Annotated in this window: 19 protein-coding genes; 11 read left to right on the forward strand and 8 right to left on the reverse strand. The window is 66.7% G+C overall.

What is annotated here, in order from left to right; all coding sequences use genetic code 11:
* Positions 1–103: 103 nt before the first annotated feature.
* From QMX80_RS13365 to QMX80_RS13375, 3 genes are all read right to left on the reverse strand, one after another.
* The gene (locus QMX80_RS13365; RefSeq protein WP_033474825.1) at positions 104–313 is read right to left on the reverse strand and encodes a hypothetical protein; all 210 of its coding nucleotides are present in this window, start codon (positions 311–313) and stop codon (positions 104–106) included.
* A gap of 60 nt (positions 314–373) precedes the next feature.
* Positions 374–2,437, reverse strand: a complete 2,064-nt coding sequence (locus QMX80_RS13370; RefSeq protein WP_282277548.1) for a ParB/RepB/Spo0J family partition protein — start codon at positions 2,435–2,437, stop codon at positions 374–376.
* 80 nt (positions 2,438–2,517) lie between these two features.
* Positions 2,518–3,348 carry a DUF932 domain-containing protein gene (locus QMX80_RS13375; protein WP_282277549.1) on the reverse strand — a complete coding sequence of 277 codons (831 nt, stop codon included), beginning with the start codon at positions 3,346–3,348 and terminating at the stop codon, positions 2,518–2,520.
* Between the two features lie 519 nt (positions 3,349–3,867).
* On the opposite strand from QMX80_RS13375, the gene QMX80_RS13380 reads away from it, so the two are divergent.
* Complete coding sequence (locus tag QMX80_RS13380; RefSeq protein ID WP_282277550.1) at positions 3,868–4,281, forward strand: hypothetical protein; 414 nt, start codon at positions 3,868–3,870, stop codon at positions 4,279–4,281.
* A 138-nt stretch (positions 4,282–4,419) separates the two neighbouring features.
* On the opposite strand, the gene QMX80_RS13385 is transcribed toward QMX80_RS13380, so the two are convergent.
* The 3 genes from QMX80_RS13385 to QMX80_RS13395 form a co-directional block, all read right to left on the reverse strand.
* A complete protein-coding gene (locus QMX80_RS13385; protein ID WP_282277551.1) occupies positions 4,420–4,698 on the reverse strand; it encodes a hypothetical protein in 279 nt (92 codons plus the stop codon).
* 318 nt (positions 4,699–5,016) lie between these two features.
* Positions 5,017–5,403 carry an ATPase gene (locus tag QMX80_RS13390; protein WP_100441145.1) on the reverse strand — a complete coding sequence of 129 codons (387 nt, stop codon included), beginning with the start codon at positions 5,401–5,403 and terminating at the stop codon, positions 5,017–5,019.
* Positions 5,404–5,630: 227 nt separating this feature from the next.
* Positions 5,631–6,248, reverse strand: a complete 618-nt coding sequence (locus QMX80_RS13395) for a LysE family transporter (RefSeq protein WP_282277552.1) — start codon at positions 6,246–6,248, stop codon at positions 5,631–5,633.
* Between the two features lie 66 nt (positions 6,249–6,314).
* Between QMX80_RS13395 and QMX80_RS13400 the strand changes: the two genes are divergently transcribed.
* A complete protein-coding gene (locus QMX80_RS13400; protein ID WP_282277553.1) occupies positions 6,315–7,238 on the forward strand; it encodes a LysR family transcriptional regulator in 924 nt (307 codons plus the stop codon).
* A 44-nt stretch (positions 7,239–7,282) separates the two neighbouring features.
* Here QMX80_RS13400 and radC read toward each other — a convergent pair whose 3' ends face one another.
* Complete coding sequence (gene radC / locus QMX80_RS13405) at positions 7,283–7,792, reverse strand: DNA repair protein RadC (protein ID WP_282277554.1); 510 nt, start codon at positions 7,790–7,792, stop codon at positions 7,283–7,285.
* A 445-nt stretch (positions 7,793–8,237) separates the two neighbouring features.
* Between radC and QMX80_RS13410 the strand changes: the two genes are divergently transcribed.
* The 5 genes from QMX80_RS13410 to arsH are packed head-to-tail and all read left to right on the forward strand — an operon-like array spanning position 8,238 to position 11,286.
* Complete coding sequence (locus QMX80_RS13410) at positions 8,238–8,561, forward strand: helix-turn-helix domain-containing protein (RefSeq protein ID WP_282277555.1); 324 nt, start codon at positions 8,238–8,240, stop codon at positions 8,559–8,561.
* 4 nt (positions 8,562–8,565) lie between these two features.
* Positions 8,566–9,054, forward strand: coding sequence for an arsenate reductase ArsC (locus QMX80_RS13415; protein WP_282277556.1), 489 nt, complete (start codon positions 8,566–8,568; stop codon positions 9,052–9,054).
* A 7-nt stretch (positions 9,055–9,061) separates the two neighbouring features.
* Complete coding sequence (gene arsB / locus QMX80_RS13420; RefSeq protein ID WP_282277557.1) at positions 9,062–10,138, forward strand: ACR3 family arsenite efflux transporter; 1,077 nt, start codon at positions 9,062–9,064, stop codon at positions 10,136–10,138.
* A 10-nt stretch (positions 10,139–10,148) separates the two neighbouring features.
* Entirely contained in the window at positions 10,149–10,571 is a 423-nt protein-coding gene (gene arsC, locus QMX80_RS13425) for an arsenate reductase (glutaredoxin) (RefSeq protein ID WP_282277558.1), read from the forward strand.
* Positions 10,564–11,286 carry an arsenical resistance protein ArsH gene (arsH, locus tag QMX80_RS13430; protein WP_282277559.1) on the forward strand — a complete coding sequence of 241 codons (723 nt, stop codon included), beginning with the start codon at positions 10,564–10,566 and terminating at the stop codon, positions 11,284–11,286. Before arsC ends, arsH begins: the two co-directional genes overlap by 8 nt.
* Before the next feature lie 153 nt (positions 11,287–11,439).
* Here the strand turns inward: arsH and QMX80_RS13435 are convergent, their stop codons facing one another.
* Positions 11,440–13,533, reverse strand: a complete 2,094-nt coding sequence (locus tag QMX80_RS13435; RefSeq protein ID WP_282277560.1) for a TonB-dependent siderophore receptor — start codon at positions 13,531–13,533, stop codon at positions 11,440–11,442.
* A gap of 454 nt (positions 13,534–13,987) precedes the next feature.
* Here QMX80_RS13435 and ffh point away from each other — a divergent pair, with 454 nt between their 5' ends.
* The 4 genes from ffh to rpsP all read left to right on the forward strand — a co-directional run bounded on the left by ffh (position 13,988) and on the right by rpsP (position 17,672).
* Positions 13,988–15,367, forward strand: a complete 1,380-nt coding sequence (gene ffh / locus QMX80_RS13440) for a signal recognition particle protein (RefSeq protein ID WP_055768283.1) — start codon at positions 13,988–13,990, stop codon at positions 15,365–15,367.
* 70 nt (positions 15,368–15,437) lie between these two features.
* Complete coding sequence (locus QMX80_RS13445) at positions 15,438–16,508, forward strand: nitronate monooxygenase (protein ID WP_282277561.1); 1,071 nt, start codon at positions 15,438–15,440, stop codon at positions 16,506–16,508.
* Positions 16,505–17,299 (forward strand): aminotransferase class IV family protein, encoded by a 795-nt coding sequence (locus tag QMX80_RS13450; protein WP_282277562.1) that lies wholly within the window; start codon positions 16,505–16,507, stop codon positions 17,297–17,299. The genes QMX80_RS13445 and QMX80_RS13450 overlap by 4 nt, the downstream gene beginning before the upstream one ends.
* A gap of 112 nt (positions 17,300–17,411) precedes the next feature.
* Complete coding sequence (rpsP, locus tag QMX80_RS13455) at positions 17,412–17,672, forward strand: 30S ribosomal protein S16 (RefSeq protein WP_054664242.1); 261 nt, start codon at positions 17,412–17,414, stop codon at positions 17,670–17,672.
* Positions 17,673–17,741 lie beyond the last annotated feature (69 nt).

Here is a 17,741-nt window from a genome sequence, read left to right on the forward strand (position 1 = left end):
CGGGGGGGTGGCCCAGCCCCCCCGGCCCCCCCCCCCCGCCCGCGCTTTTTTTTTGCCCCCCCCCCCCCCCCCCCCCCCCGGGGGGGGCCCCCGGGGCTGTTCCCTATTCTTTGGTTTCGATGATCCACCACACGGCACGCGGCAAGGCGCGGCCCGTGATGGGATGCAGGTCTGTCAGGTCGGCGCGCGCCGTCCAGCCGCGAGGCGGACGGTAGCCGCGCACGTCGCCATCGCCATGCCAGCGGCGGGCGCGTACCGTTCCGGGGGCGTAGGTCGCGGCCATGCGGGGGCGGTTCGTGGTGTCGTGGCTCATGGGGGAATCCTCGGCATGAAGCGCCCCGGCCGGAGCCGGGGCGCTATCTGTGGTGCAAGATCACGCGGCCAGTGCCTCGGCCTGCGGCTGCTCATCCGCCATGGCGGCGACTTCCTCCGGCTGTTCGGCTTCCTCGTCCGTCACCACCTCCTGCGCGTCCTGCTGCGGGGCTTCGGCGCAGAAGATGGCGGGCATCCAGCCGGTGCCATCGGCCAGCCGTTCGGCTTCGCTGGCAATGTCGGCCTTCTTCAACTTCGCCAGCCGGGTGACGTGCGCCGGGGCGTACTGTTCCACGGCTTCCAGAATCGCGGCCTTCGGCACATGCTGGAAGTAACCGTCTGCGGTCGGCTTCCACCATGCCGCCATGTCCAGCCCCACCGCTTGCGCCAGTTCTGCGCCGGGCTGGTGCGGCGTAGCGCGGGGCGTCACCACGTCCACCGTGGACGCCACGCACACGGCCAATAGGCGCACCAGTTCATCTTGCGGCTTCGCCAGCAGCGCGGCGAACAGTTCGGCGCTGTCCTCCGGCAAGGCTTCGCCCGCGACTTCCTGCAAGGTGCGCAGCGCCACGGCGGCAGGCGATTCCGACACGTCCGAGGCAAGGCTTTCGAGCCGGTCTTGCTGTTTCAGGCTCACACCCAGCGGCAGATCGTGGCCGTAGTAGCTTTCCTGCAAGACGGTCTGCACCATGCCATGTACCACGGCGGCCAGCGCGGCTTGCGGATGCCGGGCGACTTCGATTTGCAGCGCGGCGGTACGGTGGGCACTCAACCGCTGCGCCAGTCGGTCGGACATGGCGGCGGTCTTGGGGGCGTTGTCCGCTTCCTCTCCTTCGTCGTCGTTGTCGGCTTCGCCTTCGCTGCCGAACCCGTGGCGCAGCCGTTCCAGCGTGCGCAGCGCCTTGGCCTCGGCTTCGCGCAGCAGCCCGCGATGAATCACGGCCTGCCCGTCGCGGTCGATGCTGACGATGGCACCGGCTGCGGCCTTCACGTTGGCCGCATAGTCCAGCAAGCCATCTTCCAGCGCCTGCAACTGCTCGCCCAGGCGCTCGCCTTCCTCCTGCAAGGCATCGGCCTTTTCCTCGTCCTCGTCGTCCAGCGCGGCATCCACGGCTTCGGCCACTTCCTGCATCTTGGCTTGCAGCTTCTCGATACGCTGCGCGTCGCGCTTGTTCGGGCTGCGGCGTTCCCTCGGCGCACTCTGGAAGGCTTGCAGGTCGGCATGGGTCATGCTCGGCGTGGCATCCACCCAAGCCCAACCCTCGGCCTGCACCTCGGCGGCGATGCCTGCCAGCTTGTCTTGCGCCAGCCGTTCCAGCAGCGCGGCATCGGTCAGATACACGCCCTTGTCGCCTTCCGCGAACAGGTCGCGGCGGATGCCGCCGCCTGCCTGCTGGTAGCCGTCCAGCCCGACGAAACGCACCAGCGGATGCCGGTAGGCGTCGATTTCCCGTTCGGTCAGGCGGTCGCGCAGGTTGTGCGGGCTGCGCTGCCATGTCGGCGCATCGTAGAACGCGGCCTCCTGCGCGGCGTGATCGTCGGTGATGGCAAGGGCCATCAACTGATCGAGCGTCACGGCTTCGGCGCGGTAGTCGGCCAGCAGCCGGGGCGAGACGTTCGCCAGCTTCAAGCGGCGCTGCACCACCAGCGGGGACACGCTGAAATCTGCCGCTATGTCCTCGATGGGTCGGCCTTCGGCCACCAGCGCGGCGAATGCCTCGAACTGGTCGGCGGGGTGCATGGCTTCGCGCTGCACGTTCTCGGTCAGGCTGGCCGTGCGGGCGGTGCCATCGGCCACCAGCAGGCAAGGCACGTCCCATTCCTTGCTGATGCGGTGCTTCTTCGCCAGCAGCTTCAACGCGGCGAGGCGTCGGCCACCGGCGACCACTTCGTAATGCTCGCCATCGGCGGCGGCGATCACGATCAGGTTTTGCAGCAGGCCCACACGCTGGATGGATGCGGCCAGTTCGGGAATGGACATGCGCGGGGTCTTGCGCACGTTGCGCCCGGTCGCGCGCGACACCAGCCGCGACAGCGGAACCAGAATCAGATTCTTGGTCGGGTCGGCTGCTTCCAGCGCAGGGGCTTGGATGGCGCGGGCTTCGGTTTGGGTAATGGCGTTCATGGTGATAACTCCTATCGGTTCAGGGATGCAGCAGCGAAGAAAGCGGCTAGGGCTGCTGCCTGCCCCTGCCGCGTGGGGAATCAGGCTTTCAACTGGCGCAGGCCATCGGCCAGCATCCAGAGGGCGCGATTGAGGCGCACATCGGAATCAATGCCCTGCACCGGGCGGGTTTGCTGGCGGCGACCGTTGGCGCTGCGCCCATGCAATCCACCTTTGGTCAGGTTTTCTTGGGTGCGGTTGAACACGCTCCACAAGTCCGGGCGGCGGTCGTCGAACCGGCGCGGCATCAGGATTTGTGATTCGGTGATGGGCGCGGGCTTGTTGTCGGTAGGGTCGTACTTGAGAGCCAGCGCGGAACGGGCGAACACTTCGGCTTCGCCTTCATCCAAGGTGATCGCGCGCATGGCATCGCGGGAATCCTTCACCCGGTCGAAACCGCGCAAGACTTCGTAAGCGCCTTCGATGACATGCCCGGAAACGTCGCCTTTGTGGGGCACGCGCACATCGGCCACGGTGTCGCCGCACACAAGGCCATTGCTGCACACGAACCGGAACATGCCGGCCAGCATCTGATAGCTGCTGGTGCCATCGTGCGAGTTCAACAACACGATTTCATTGGCTTCCGCTCCGTTGATCTGGCTCGCGTGCCGCAGGCGCAGCATGTGTTTGGTGTGCTCGCGCTTGCCTTCGTCGCGCACGCGGGTTTGCGACACCATGAAGGGCTGGAATCCTTCTTTGCGAAGCTCGGCCAGCACGGCGGCGGTGGGGATATAGGCGTACCGCTGCGAGCGGCTTTCGTGCGGGGCATCCGCGAAGATGGACGGGGCCACGCGGTGAATCTGGTCATCGGACAGCGGGTAGTCGCTGCGCAGCGAAGGGGAGCGGGAAGCGAAACGGGATGCGAGTTGCATGGTCTTTCTCCTGACGAAAAGGGTTTGCTGTTCACACCGCACACCGGATTCCTAGATTCGGAGCCCAGCCTTTCGGCTGTTCGGTGCGGTTGGCACGAGGAACCCGGTTGGCCCTGTTGCCACCGTCTTTCCTGAGTTCATCGCCCGCGGCCAAAGGAGCGCGCGGACGGGGGCCGTCAAGGAAACAAGCGCAGGGTTGGTGCGGCCCGCAGGCGCAGCCGAGGACACGGCCCTGCGCGCCTTGACGGCACACGGGAGCGGGCTACGGTCGCGAACAAGGTGATGGAGTCAGGAGAGATGGCTGGACAAGGCAACGGCCGCCCTGGTGTGCTGAACCGCACGCAAGCGAAGCGCGCAGGCCCGAAGCTGGAAGCCGGGCCGTAGGCGTCAGCCGAGCGGAGCGAGGGAACGATGGAAGCCCGTCAGGGGCGAGACTCGCGTAGCGAGGCTCGATGCGCAGCACGACAGCGCGACCGGCCATGTTTCCTGGCCGGGGACGCCCATTCCGCCTTTGCGTTGTTGTCGGAGCTGATGTCGAAATCGGGGCGTTTTTGGGCGAATTTCGACTGGAGTAAAGACAAGCTGCTGCCTATCGTGGGGGCTTCATCACTTCCTGGGCTTCCCATGACAACATCACCCTCTGCCGATGCTTCAACGCCCGGCACGCCACCCCAAGGCATCTTTCTACCCTCGATGGTCTGGACGACCGACCGCGCGACAGTCGCAGCGGAGAAGAAACGCCTCCTTGCCCTGCATCAGCAGCTCAACGCCGTGGTGAACAACGCGCACCATGCCGATGAATGCGCCACCTGGCACCTGATGGCCGAGGCATCGCTGTTCCAGTTGGATCACGACATTGACGCGCTGTTCGACTGGCTGGAAGCCAACGAGCGCGGAGAACGGCGAGAGCGCCCGGACAGGATGTACGACTGACACCGTACAGTGCCGATCCGGCGCGAGCCGGTTCGGCTGCATTGAGGGGCGCCAAGCGCAGCGCGGCGGGGATGGCCGCATGGCCTTCCCCTGGAGCGCAAGCGAAGCGCGCAGCGCCCCGTCAGGGGCGCGAAGGCATCAACCCGCGTCGTCAGGGCGCAGGCTGGATTCCGCGACCGGCATCCAGGGCGAGGTCGAATTGATGAAGTAGCGTCGGCCGAGCGCGTACAGCCCGCAAGGCCCGGCAGGCCGATAGAACCCGGTGACGCGGCGATGGAACTGCACGCCGAAGTCGTTGGTGTAGATCACCGCATCGCCGATCTTGAAGCGCAGCGGCTGGCCGTTCTCCGGCGCGAACGGCTTGCGCGCATCGTGCTGCGCGGAAACTTCGATGACCCAATCGTGATGGCTGCTCATGGCATGAACTCCTGAAAGGTTGCCGGGCGGATTTGCCCGACCCTTCCGGGGCACGGCGCAGCGCAAGCAGTCAGGGGTCGCAGACGGCCGCCAGGACGCAAGCGCCATCGGCGCGCAGCCCTTGACGGCGCGAACGCTGTGGCACGATGAAGGGAACAGCAAGACCGCCTCTCCCTCCATGCACATCGGCATGGCAGATTCGCCAGACACCATCTGGCTTTTTCGAGGCAGCGTTGCATGAAGGCGCAATGGACGCGGACGCAGCAAAAAAATAGCGCGTCATCCCGAAGGACAACGCGCCGGATCAATGCCGCGCGATCAGTGCGCGGTCATCGCCTGCAATTGCTCGATCACGCCGGGTTCAACGAACACGCATGGCTGCTTGTCCTCGATCGGCACATTGAACACATCGGCGAACACCTCGCGTTTCAGGTGCGCCAGGCGACCAGTCCGATGCGCCTGATCGGGCTTCATGCGAGCGGCGCCCGCCGCAGCACCGCTGCGCTGCGGATCGCATTCGACCAGCGCGACAAAGCCATCGTCGGACAGCTTCTGATGTTCAGGGCACAAGCCCCAGCCTGTCGCCGTGTGGCGCTCCATGCTCGCGCGCAGGCGCTTGTCCAGCAGGATGGCGCCGGTGTCGAAGCGAGCGCCGCAGACCAGGCAAACGTGTTGTTCGAGGGAAACGTGCGATTTGTCGTTCATGACGATCTCCGGTTGCACGGGCGGAATTGCCCGGAACCGTCGCCAGCACGACGCAGCGCAGCCGTCAGGGGTCAAGGACGGCCACGGGCCGCAAGCGTGCTCGCACGCGCAGCCCTTGATGGCGAGAACGACGTGATACGGTGAAGGGGACAGCAAGACCGCCCTACGTCGTGCACAAACCTTGGCATGCTGAATTTCCGAAACACTGTCTCGGAAATCCCAGACGATCAGCGCGATCCGCGCGCTACCGCCAGCAAAACGCCAAAGCCGACCAGCAGCCCACCGAAGGCGCGGTCTATCCAGTGGCGCACGGCCAGCAGCCGGTCACGCACGGCACCAGCGGAGAAGCACAAGGCCACCAGGCTGAACCAGGCCATGTGCGCCACCGAGATGAACGCGCCATAGCCGATCTGCACTGCCAGCGGCGTGTCCGGCCGCACCACCTGCATGAACAGGCTGACGATGAACACCGTGGTCTTTGGATTCAGCGCATTGGTCAGGAAGCCGGTGCGCAGCGCCGCCGCATCCGACAGCGGCGCCACGGTGCTGTCAGCCAGCCCGCCGGCAGGCTTGGCCCGCAGCATCTTCACGCCGAGATAGATCAGATAGACGGCACCGACCAGCTTGATGGCATTGAACAGCCACAACGACTGCTGGATCAGCAGGCCCACGCCCACCAGCGTATAGGTGACATGCACAAGCACGCCCAGGCCGATGCCCAGGGCCGTCAGCACACCGGCGCGGCGCGACAGCATCAGGCTGTTGCGCGTGACCATCGCAAAGTCCGGCCCAGGGCTGATGACGGCCAGCAAGGTGATTGTGATGACAGCTATCAGTTCGGTCATGGCGTATCCTGTCGAAAAGCAACCTATTAGCACGATGCTATCGACAAAAAGGCCCAGTGAATAACGATGATTTCTGACAAGAATGGTGAGCCTGATTCACCATCGAACGATGCGCGCCTGCCTTCGCTGCTCGCGCTGCGCTGCTTCGAGGCGGCGGCCCGGCTGGAGAATTTCAGCCACGCGGCCAACGAACTGCACCTGACCCACGGCGCGGTCAGCCGCGCCGTGCGCCTGCTCGAAGACGAGCTGGGCGTGGCCCTGTTCGAGCGGCGCAGCCGGCGCGTGTTCCTGACCGATGCCGGCCGCACGCTCGCGCGGGCCGTGGGCAATGGGCTGGATCTGATGCGGCAGGCCGTCGGCGAGCTGCGCGCCAGCGCCCGCCAGGGCCGGCGCTGGGTGCTGTCGTGCGAGCCGACGCTGCTGATGCGCTGGCTGATCCCGCGCTGGCCGGATTTCCAGGCCCGGTATCCGGGGATCGACGTACATCTGGTCGCCGGCGGCGGGCCGTTTTCCTTTGCCAGCGGCATCGACCTGGCGATCCGCCGCGACGACTTCCCCTGGCCCGAGGGCTACCACGCCGAACCCCTGTTCGCGGAAAAAGTCGGCCCGGTCTGCCGCCCCGACAAGGTGGCGGCCTGGTTCACCACGAAGAAGGCTGGCGCTGCGCTCAAGGCCGGCGCACCACGCCTGCACACGCGCACGCGGCCGGGCGCATGGTCGGAATGGGCGATTGCCGCAGGCCAGCCCGTGCCGGACGCACCGGGACAGACCTTCGAGCACTTCTATTTCAGCTTGCAGGCGGCCGTGGCCGGCCTGGGCGTGGCGATTGGCCCGTGGCACCTGGTGCGCGACGACCTTGACAGCGGTGTGCTGACTGCGCCGCTGGGCTTTGTCGAGGACGGTTCGCGCTACTGCCTGCTGTCGCCGCAGCCCTTGCAGCCCGACGGCCCGCAGGCAGACTTGCTGGCATGGTTGCGGGCAATGGCCTGAGCGGCCAGTGGACGCAGCAAAAAAGGGGGCCGAAGCCCCCAGGATCAGATCAGGCCACGTTCGGCAAATGATGTCGTTTTCGTGCCGCCGACGATGATGTGATCCAGTACGCGCACATCCACCATCGACAACGCCTCCCGAAGCCGCTTCGTCAGCACCCTGTCGGCTGCACTTGGCTCGGGATTCCCGCTCGGGTGGTTGTGGCTGATGACCAGCGCCGCCGCGTTGAGCCGAAGCGCCTCCTTGACCACTTCACGCGGATGCACTTCGGCCGAGTCGATCGTGCCGTGGAACATCTCCCTGTATTCGATCAGCCGATGCTGCGTGTCCATGAACAGCACCGCGAACACCTCATGCTCGAAGCCGGACAGCTTGGCAAACAGGTACTCCTTGACGGTCGCCGGTGAAGTGAACGAAGTACCGCGCCGCATCTTCTGGTCAATGACCAGGCGCGCGGCTTCCAGAATCTGATCCGCAGACGCCAGGGCATAGCGCCCGTGAGAGTCACGCACCAGCAAAGCGTCATCGAACGAGGAAAAGGACAGTTGCGACATGATCGTGCTCCGGTTGCTCGGGCGGAATTGCCCGGAACCGTGGCCAGCACGGCGCAGCGCAAGCTGTCAGAAGGTCGGAGACGGCCGCCAGGACGCAAGCGCGCATGGCGCGCGCCGCCTTTGACAGCGAGAACGACGTGATACGGTGAAGGAGACAGCAAGACCGCCTACACCCCGCCCACTGCACAAAGTCGGCTTTTGGGGCAAGCGGAGTGCGCAGGCCCGTGGAGCAAAAGCGTCGGGGAAGATTTCCCAGACACTGTCGGGGAAATTTCCATAGCGGCGGCCGAGGGCCGAAGGCGTCAGGGGGAAAAGCCGGATGGCCGCGATTCGGCACGAAGCGCGGGGCGCAGCCCGCACACCCGACGGCGGAACGCCGGGACGCCACCAAGCCTTGTTCTCCATTTTCCTTTTATTGATTCAATGATTGTTGTATCATAGAATTATGAACGAAGATCAAGCCGTTTCTGCCCTGAGCGCCCTGGCCCACACGCAACGCCTGCGCGTCTTTCGCGCCCTGGTCATCGCCGGGCCGGAAGGACTCACACCCAGCGTCCTCGCCGACCAGCTCGACGTGGCCCGCAATACCTTGTCCTTCCACTTGAAGGAACTGGCCCATGCCGGCCTCGTGTCCATCGAGCAGCAAGGCCGAAACCTGATCTACCGCGCCGAGTACGGCCACATGAACGGGCTGATCGGCTACCTGACCGAGCATTGCTGCCAGGGTGGCGTCTGCGAGGTTTCTGAATCCCCTAACTGCAACTGCTGACGCTATGACCACCTACAACGCCTTGTTTATCTGCACGGGCAACTCTGCCCGCTCCATCCTTGCCGAAGGCTTGCTCAACGAGCTAGGCCAAGGTCGCTTCCACGCCTATTCCGCCGGCAGTCACCCAAGGGGCGAGGTTCATCCGCTGGCGCTTGCCACGCTGGAGCGGCTGCGCCTGCCGACAACCGGCTACCGCAGCAAGAGCTGGGACGAGTTCGTGAAGCCCGACGCGCCAGTGTTCGACTTCATCTTCACCGTCTGCGACAACGCCGCCGGCGAAGCCTGTCCGCTGTGGCCGGGCAAGCCCGTCTCGGCGCATTGGGGCGTGCCTGACCCTGCCGCCGTCGAAGGCACCGAAGAACAGCAGCGCAAGGCGTTCATGGACGCGGCCATCACGCTGCGCCGGCGCATCGAACTGTTCCTGTCGCTGCCGCTCCAGCGCCTCGATGCCATGTCCTTGCAGCGCGAGCTGCACGACATTGGCCGCAAGTGAGGCTGTCATGACCGTCCGTGCCTCCACCGGCCGCGCGCTGGCCGCACCTGCCATGAGCGTGTTCGAGCGATACCTGACCGTATGGGTGCTGCTATGCATCGTCGCCGGCATCGCACTCGGCCAGTTCGCGCCCGGCATGTTCCAGGCCATCGGCAGCATGGAAGTCGCCCAGGTCAATCTGCCGGTCGGCGTGCTGATCTGGGTCATGGTGATCCCAATGCTGCTCAAGGTGGACTTCGGCGCGCTCGGCCAGGTCAAGCGGCACTGGCGCGGCATCGGCGTCACCCTGTTCGTTAACTGGGCAGTCAAACCGTTTTCGATGGCGCTGCTGGCGTGGATCTTCATCCGCCACGTCTTCGCTCAATGGCTGCCTGCCGAGCAACTGGACAGCTACGTGGCCGGCCTGATCCTGCTGGCTGCTGCGCCCTGCACGGCAATGGTATTTGTCTGGAGCCGGCTGACCGGCGGCGACCCGGTATTCACGCTCTCGCAAGTCGCGCTCAACGACACCATCATGGTGTTCGCCTTCGCGCCCATCGTCGGCCTGCTGCTGGGCCTGTCGGCCATCAGCGTACCGTGGGACACGCTGCTGATCTCGGTGCTGCTTTACATCGTCATCCCGGTCATCGTCGCGCAGCTCTGGCGGCGGGCGCTGCTGCGCCGGGGCCAGGCCGCGTTCGACCGCGCCCTTGAACGCATTGGCCCGCTGTCCATCGCCGCACTGCTGCTGACGCTGGTTCTGCTGTTTGCTTTCCAGGGCCAGGCCATCCTGCGTCAGCCGCTGGTCATCGCCATGCTGGCGGTGCCGATTCTGATTCAAGTGTTCTTCAACTCCGGCCTGGCCTATTGGCTCAACCGCAAGACAGGCGAGAAACATTGCGTCGCCGGCCCTTCGGCGCTGATCGGCGCGAGCAACTTCTTCGAGCTGGCCGTGGCTGCGGCCATCAGCCTATTCGGCTTCCATTCCGGCGCGGCGCTGGCCACCGTAGTCGGCGTGCTGATCGAAGTGCCGGTGATGCTGCTGGTGGTGCGCGTGGTCAACCGCTCGCGCGGCTGGTACGAACGCGGTCACACCACGAACTGAGAGAAAACTCATGAGCCATATCACGATCTATCACAACCCGAACTGCGGCACGTCCCGCAACGTGCTGGCCCTGATTCGCAACAGCGGCGAAGAACCCACGGTCATCGAGTACCTCAAGACGCCACCGACGCGGGAAACGCTGGTCAAGCTGCTGGCCCACGCTGGCCTGCGTGTGCGCGATGTGCTGCGCGAGAAAGGCACGCCCTACGCGGAGTTGGGTTTGGCCGATCTGAAATGGACGGATGAGCAGTTGCTCGATGCCATCGGGCAGCATCCGATCCTGATGAACCGGCCCATCGTAGTCACGCCGCTGGGCACGAAGCTGTGCCGACCTTCGGAAACGGTGCTGGACATCCTGCCGCAGCCGCAACGCGGCGCGTTCAACAAGGAAGACGGCGAGCCGGTGGTGGATGCTAGGGGGCAGCGTGTCTGAATCCCGTCTCGACCTGCCGAACATCGACACGGCGCTGTTCCAGCAACCGGACACCGAACACCTGTTCGCGCCGGCACGGGCCACGCACGCGCCGCGCTTCCTGCTGCTCTATGGTTCACTGCGCGAACGCTCGTTCAGCCGCCTCGCAGCCGAAGAAGCCGCCCGCATCTTGCGGGCGCTGGGCGGCGAGACCCGATTGTTCAATCCGTCCGGGCTGCCTCTGGTGGACGATGCGCCGGCCGATCACTCGAAGGTCAAGGAACTGCACGAACTGGTGCAATGGGCCGAGGGCATGGTGTGGAGTTCGCCGGAGCGCCACGGCGCGATGACCGGCCTGATGAAGACCCAGATCGACTGGATTCCGCTGTCGGTCGGCGCGGTGCGCCCGACCCAGGGCAAGACGCTGGCGGTGATGCAGGTATCGGGCGGCTCGCAGTCGTTCAACGCCGTCAACCAAATGCGTGTGCTGGGCCGCTGGATGCGGATGCTGACCATCCCGAACCAGTCCTCGGTCGCCAAGGCGTACCAGGAGTTCGACGAGGCCGGACGCATGAAGCCCTCAGCCTACTACGACCGCGTGGTGGACGTGATGGAAGAACTGATGAAGTTCACGCTGCTCACGCGCGACGTGGTGCCATATCTGGTGGATCGGTACAGCGAGCGCAAGGAAAGCTGCGAAGCGTTGAGTCGCAGCGTCGGTCTATCAGTGATCTAGCAAGATGGGAAAGTTGCTACGCCCGAACGCACTATGCTTGTCTGGCGACGTTCTTTCCCCTGGCTCTTATCCGGCTCCTAGACCAGACTGGCAGGGCATCTTGGGCAGCGAGACACGGGCGCTAAACCCGCATGGGGACTGGCTTTCCGGCGATCAAGCCGTTTGAGAATTCTGCTTGACAAAACTATCGAACAGGTTGGTCACGTTCAGCGCCAGGCGCCACTGATCGCGGTTGTAGTGGACGATCGCATCCCACAGGGTGGACGGTTTGGTATGGATCACCTGCGCGTTCCACTGCTCGAGCAGGCTGCCGGCCGACGCGCTGAGGTGGCGGCCGCCGAGGCCGAAGCCCAGGCCGGCCAGATTGCCTTCCTGGAGGGTGTAGTCGACCAGGCCGGTCAGCTTGTGGCGGGGCGTGGTCGGCAACGGATCGCCGGTGGCGAAGCCGCCGGCATCGCGCACCACCTCCGTGTCGGTATAGCTGTAGGACGCATTGACGCTCCAGCGGTCGTAGATGCGCGCCACCACTTCCAGCTCGCCACCCTGCGCCTGTACCTCGCCGAGCTGGCGCCCGAACATCGGCGTCTGCCCCGACTGCACGTTCACCAGGTTGTCCTGCTCGATGCGGAACAGTGCGGCGGTCGCGAACAGCCGCACTCCGTCCGGCAGGTTGCGGGCGTCGTACTTCATGCCGGCCTCGACCTGGGTACTGCTGCTGGGCTTGAACGACTTTCCGGTCACCGAATCGGTGCCGAGCACCGGCTCGAACGAGGTGGCATAGCTGAGGTAGGGCGCCCAGCCGCTGTCGAACATGTAGTTCACGCCGGCGCGGTAGCTGAAGTGGTCCTGCCGGGTGGTGGTCCCGCTCTGGTGGTTGCGCAGCCTGACGTCGTCATAGCGGCCACTGAGGGTGACCACCCAGCGGCCGGCCTTGAGCTGGTCCTGCAGATACACGCCGGCCTGTTTCACGCGCTGGTCGTTGAAAACGGAACTCAGCTCGGGAGTGATGATCGGCGCAGCGCCATAGACCGGGTTGAACGCATCCAGCGGCGGTGCGGCGGCGAAGCCGAAGCGGGCGTGGTTCTTCAGGTCGCGGTAGTCGAAGCCCGCCAACAGCGCATGCTGCACGGCCCCGCCACCAAGCTTCCAGCTGAAACGGTTGTCCACCGCGAAGCCATCCACGTCTTCGGCGTAGGGATAGCTCGCGCGGTCGACGGTGCGCATGTCCGCGCGCAGGCCGGTGGAGTAGACGACTTTCTGGAACTCCTTGTAGTCGTACCACTTGGCGTTCTGCTGGAAGCTCACGTGGTCGTTGAAGGCATGGCGCAGATCCCAGCCGACCGCCTTCTGGGTCCGGTCGTAGGTGTTGTAGTCCGGCTCGCCCAGATTGCGCCCGCGCGGGATCACGCCGTTGGGATTGCCCAGCCGGGTGCCGTGCGCCGGCAGGAAGCCATTGGTGTCGCCGCTGTTGTCGTCCTTCTGGTAGTAGGCCAGGCCGGTCAGGCTGGTGTCATCGCTGATGTCCCAGGTGAACGTCGGGGCGAAGTAGGTGCGTTCGCCCTTGACGTGGTCGGTCTGCGAACCGCGGTCGCGGTAGAGCAGGGTCGCGCGTGCGCTCAGGCCATCGGCCAGCGGTCCGGTGACCGTGCCGTGGACCTCCTTGTAGCGCTCGCTGCCGACCTTGACCCCCAGCTCGCCGCCGAACACGCTCTCGGCCCGGCGGCTGGTCAGGTTGTAGATGCCGCCCGGCGGGCTGTTGCCGTAGAGCACGGCGGCCGGCCCCTTGAGCACGTCCACCTCCTGGAAGCCGTACAGATCGACACCGACGTTGAAGATGACGGTGCTGATCGGCGCCTGCAGGCCGTCGATGTACTGCTTGGGGGTGAATCCGCGCAGGGTGAGGAAGTCGTAGCGCAGGTCGGGTCCGTAGTTCTCGCCGACGATGCCCGAGGTGTAGCGGATCGCCTGCTGCACGTCGGTGAAGCCGAGAAGGTCGATCTGGTCGCGGGTGACCACCGAGATCGACTGCGGCGTTTCGATCAGCGGCGCATCGGACTTGGTCGCGGTCATGCTGCCGGACGGTACGTAGTTCGGCGCGCTGACGACGATGCGATCGAGGTCGATTGGATTGGCCGGATCCTGCTGGGCGTTGGCGGTCAGCGCGGGCAGCAGGGCCAGCGTGATCGACGCGGCCAGCATGCGGCGGCGGGCGTGTCGGCGACTCGGGTGTTCGTGATCGGTGTTCATCTGTATCCCCGGTTAAGTCTGTCGGTGCTGGAAATGCGGACGGGTTCCCCCTCGTCACATCCGAATATGGGCTGGGTAACGCGAATCAGTTGCATGGCGAGGGCCGCATGCCGTCGCGATCAGGCCACAACGCTTCCGCGCAGGCGCTTTCCCGCATCCGCGGCCGCAACGGCCGGCTCCCCGGTGCTCTGCCGATACCCACGACAGGCCCCCGGTGCAGGCGCGGGCGATTGTAGGAGTGGTGGATGTGGCTGGCGATGGCGGGGTGACCGGCTGACGGGACAGGCAGTGGGTGCCTGCCGGTCCGGTGGCGCCGCAGGGGAGCCGCGGAGCGCCGTCGATGGGCGCCCCGGTCGCCTGTGCGAACCGCCTGTTCGAACGGGCCGGCGCCGCGGCCAGCGGCCACGGCCGCTATAATTCGCCTCTTTGCCAACGCTTCCGCAGGTCCCACCGCATGTTCGAGTCCCTGACCCAGCGCCTTTCCGGCACCATCGAGCGCCTGCGCGGCCGTGGCCGCCTGACCGAGGAGAACATCCGCGAGGCCACCCGCGAGGTGCGCATCGCGCTGCTGGAGGCCGACGTTGCGCTGCCGGTGGTGCAGGCGCTGATCGAGAAGATCAAGGTGCGCGCGGTCGGCCAGGAAGTGCTCAAGTCGCTGACCCCGGGCCAGGCGCTGATCAAGGTGGTGCGCGACGAACTCACCGCGGTGATGGGCGCGCAGGCCAGCGACCTGAATCTCAACGTGCCGGCGCCGGCCATCATCCTGATGGCGGGCCTGCAGGGCGCCGGCAAGACCACCACGGTCGGCAAGCTGGCCAAGCACCTGAAGGAAAAGCGCAAGAAGAAGGTGATGGTGGTTTCGGCGGACGTCTACCGCCCGGCCGCGATCGAGCAGCTGAAGACCCTGGCCGAGCAGGTCGGCGTGCTGTTCTTCCCGTCGGCGGCCGAGCAGAAGCCGGTGGACATCGTCCGCGCTGCCATCGACGACGCGCGCAGGTCGTTTGCCGACGTGCTGATCGTCGATACCGCCGGCCGCCTGGCCATCGACGAAGCGATGATGGCCGAGATCAAGGCCCTGCACGCGGCGGTCAACCCGGCCGAAACCCTGTTCGTGGTCGATTCGATGACCGGCCAGGACGCGGCCAACACCGCCAAGGCCTTCGGCGAGGCGCTGCCGCTGACCGGCGTGGTGCTGACCAAGACCGACGGCGACGCCCGTGGCGGCGCCGCGCTGAGCGTGCGCTACGTCACCGGCAAGCCGATCAAGTTCACCGGTACCGGCGAGAAGGTCGACGGCCTGGATGTGTTCCACCCCGAGCGCGTGGCCAGCCGCATCCTGGACATGGGCGACGTGCTGTCGCTGGTGGAGCAGGTCGAGCAGCAGGTCGACAAGGACAAGGCGCAGAAGCTGGCCGAGAAGGTCGCCAAGGGCAAGAAGTTCGACCTGAACGACATGCGCGACCAGCTGGAGCAGATGCAGAACATGGGCGGCATCGGCGGCCTGATGGACAAGCTGCCGGGCCTGGGCCAGGTGCCCGAGCACCTGAAGCAGCAGGTCAGCCAGAGCAAGGAAGTGCCGCGCATGATCGCCATCATCAACTCGATGACCAAGAAGGAGCGCCGTAACCCGGGCCTGCTCAACGGCTCGCGCCGCGCCCGCATCGCGCGCGGCTCCGGCACCCAGCCGGCCGACGTCAACAAGCTGATGAAGCAGTACATGCAGATGGAAAAGATGATGGGCAAGCTCGCTGGCGGCGGCATGAAGGGCATGCTGCGCAACATGAAGGGCATGCTCGGCGCCATGGGCGGCAAGGGCGGCCTGCCGTTCCGCTGAGGCGCGGGCCTGCGCAATCCGGCCCCGGACCGGCAACAATGGGCTCCCCCTTTCCGGGAGCGAGCCCACGATGAATCCGCTCATCCGCCAGCGTGTGGACGATTTCCGCAGCCGCTTCGGCCTGCGCCTGCCGATCCTGCTGGCGCCGATGGCCGGCGCCTGCCCGGTGGCCCTGTCCGCGGCCGTCGCCAATGCCGGTGGCATGGGCGCGATGGGCGCGGTGCTGTCCACGCCGGAACAGATCGGGCAATGGATGGACGATTTCCGCCGGCAGTCGGACGCGCCGGCCCAGGTCAATGTCTGGGTGCCCGACCCGGCACCGGCGCGCGACGCGGCGGCCGAGGCAGCGACCCGCGCCTTCCTTGAACACTGGGGGCCACCGGTGCCGGCCAGCGCCGGCGATGCCGGTCCGGCCGATTTCGATGCGCAGTTCGACGCCCTGGTCGCGGCGCGGCCCGCCGTGGCCTCGACCATCATGGGCGTGTTTTCCGGGGAACAGGCGCGGCGCCTGAAGGCTGCCGGCATCGCCTGGTTCGCCTGCGCCACCACCCTGGACGAAGCGCTGCAGGCGCAGGCGGCCGGCGCCGATGCGGTAGTCGCGCAGGGCATGGAGGCCGGCGGTCACCGCGGCGCGTTCGAGGCCGCGCGCGCCGAAGCGCAGATGAGCGGCCTGTTCGCCCTGCTGCCGCGCCTGGCCGACCGGCTGGATATACCGGTGATCGCGGCCGGCGGCATCGCCGACGGTCGCGGTGTGGTCGCCGCCCTGCTGCTGGGCGCCAGCGCGGTGCAGGTGGGCACGGCCTTCCTCGCCAGCGACGAATCCACGGTTCCCGACGCCTGGAAGCAGGCCCTGCCCGCGGCGGAACCGGAACATACCCGCGCCACCCGCGTTTTCAGCGGCCGGCTCGGCCGTGCGCTGGAGACCGCCTATGTACGCGCAGCCGAAGCGGTCGATGCGCCCCGGCCGCAGCCCTACCCGGTGCAGCGCGGGCTCACTGCCGGCATGCGCCGCCAGGCGCAGGCCGACGACCGACTGGAGGCCATGCAGGCCTGGGCCGGGCAGTCGGCCTGGATGGCGCGGCGCGGGCCGGCCGCCGCCATCGTGCAGGCGATATGGCAGCAGGCGCAGGCGCTGCTGTGAGCCATCTGTCCTGCAATGGAGAACCTGTCGATGCGGCGCTGGTCGGCGCGGCGCTGGTCAATTACGGGCACTTCACTTCGTTGCAGGTGCGCGGCGGCGCGGTGCAGGGCTGGGCCCTGCACATGCGGCGCCTGCAGCAGGGCACGTGCGAACTGTTCGACGCGGAACTGGACGAGGCGCGGCTGCTGGGCTGGCTGCGGCAGGCGCTGGCCGGGTGCGGCATGGCCGACGCCTCGGTGCGCATCACCGTGTTCTCGCGCGCCTTCGATTTCCGCCAGCCGCTGCGCGCGGTGCCGGTGGACGTGCTGATCGGCGTCGCCGCGCCGGCGGTGATGCCGGCCGGTGCCCGCGCGGTCCTGCCGGTGCGCTACCAGCGTGAGCTGCCGCAGCTCAAGCATGTCGGCACCTTCCCGCTGTTCCAGTACCGGCGCCTGGCCATGCGCCAGGGCTTCGACGATGCGCTGTTCGTCGATGCGGCCGGGCGGGTGGGCGAGGGCAGCACCTGGAACATCGCCTTCCTTGCCGGCGACGGCGTGGTGTGGCCGCGGGCCGAAGCGCTGCGCGGCACCGCCGAACAGCTGCTGGCCGCCGGGCTGGAACGGCAGGGGCTGGCGCAGGCATGGCGGGAGGTCCCGCTGGAAACCTTGCCGGGTTTCTCCGGTGCGGTGGCCTGCAACGCCACCGGGCTGTGGCCGCTGGCGCGCATCGGCGACTGCCGGTTCGCGGACTCGCAGGCGCTGCTGGAACGGTTGCGGCAGGCGCTGGCGCTGGAGCCCTGGCAGCCGCTCTGAAGCGGCCTGTTCAGGCAGGCCGGGAGCCGGGCTTGGAATGGGCCGGGGGCGCGGCTATAATCGCCGGCTTACCGCGCCATCCTGGCGACTGGGCTACAAAGGAAAAACCACCATGGTCAAGATCCGACTGACCCGCGGCGGCGCCAAGAAGCGTCCGTTCTACCACATCATCGTCACCGACGTCCGCAGCGCCCGCGACGGCCGCAACATCGAGCGCGTCGGCTACTACAACCCGGTCGCCCAGGGCGCCGAGCAGCGCGTGGTGCTGGACATCGCCGCCGTCGACAAGTGGGTCGCCAACGGCGCCCAGCTGACCGACAAGGTTCGCAACCTGTACAAGGAAGCGACCAAGGCCCAGGCCGCTGCGGCCTGATCCTGGCGGGGCGCGCCCCCCCCGGGGCCGCCCGGGGTTTTTATAAAAATTACCAGCCCCCGCTCACGC

It is taken from the genome of Stenotrophomonas sp. PS02297, assembly GCF_029959705.1.
In the GTDB taxonomy this organism is placed as follows: Bacteria; Pseudomonadota; Gammaproteobacteria; order Xanthomonadales; family Xanthomonadaceae; genus Stenotrophomonas; species Stenotrophomonas nitritireducens.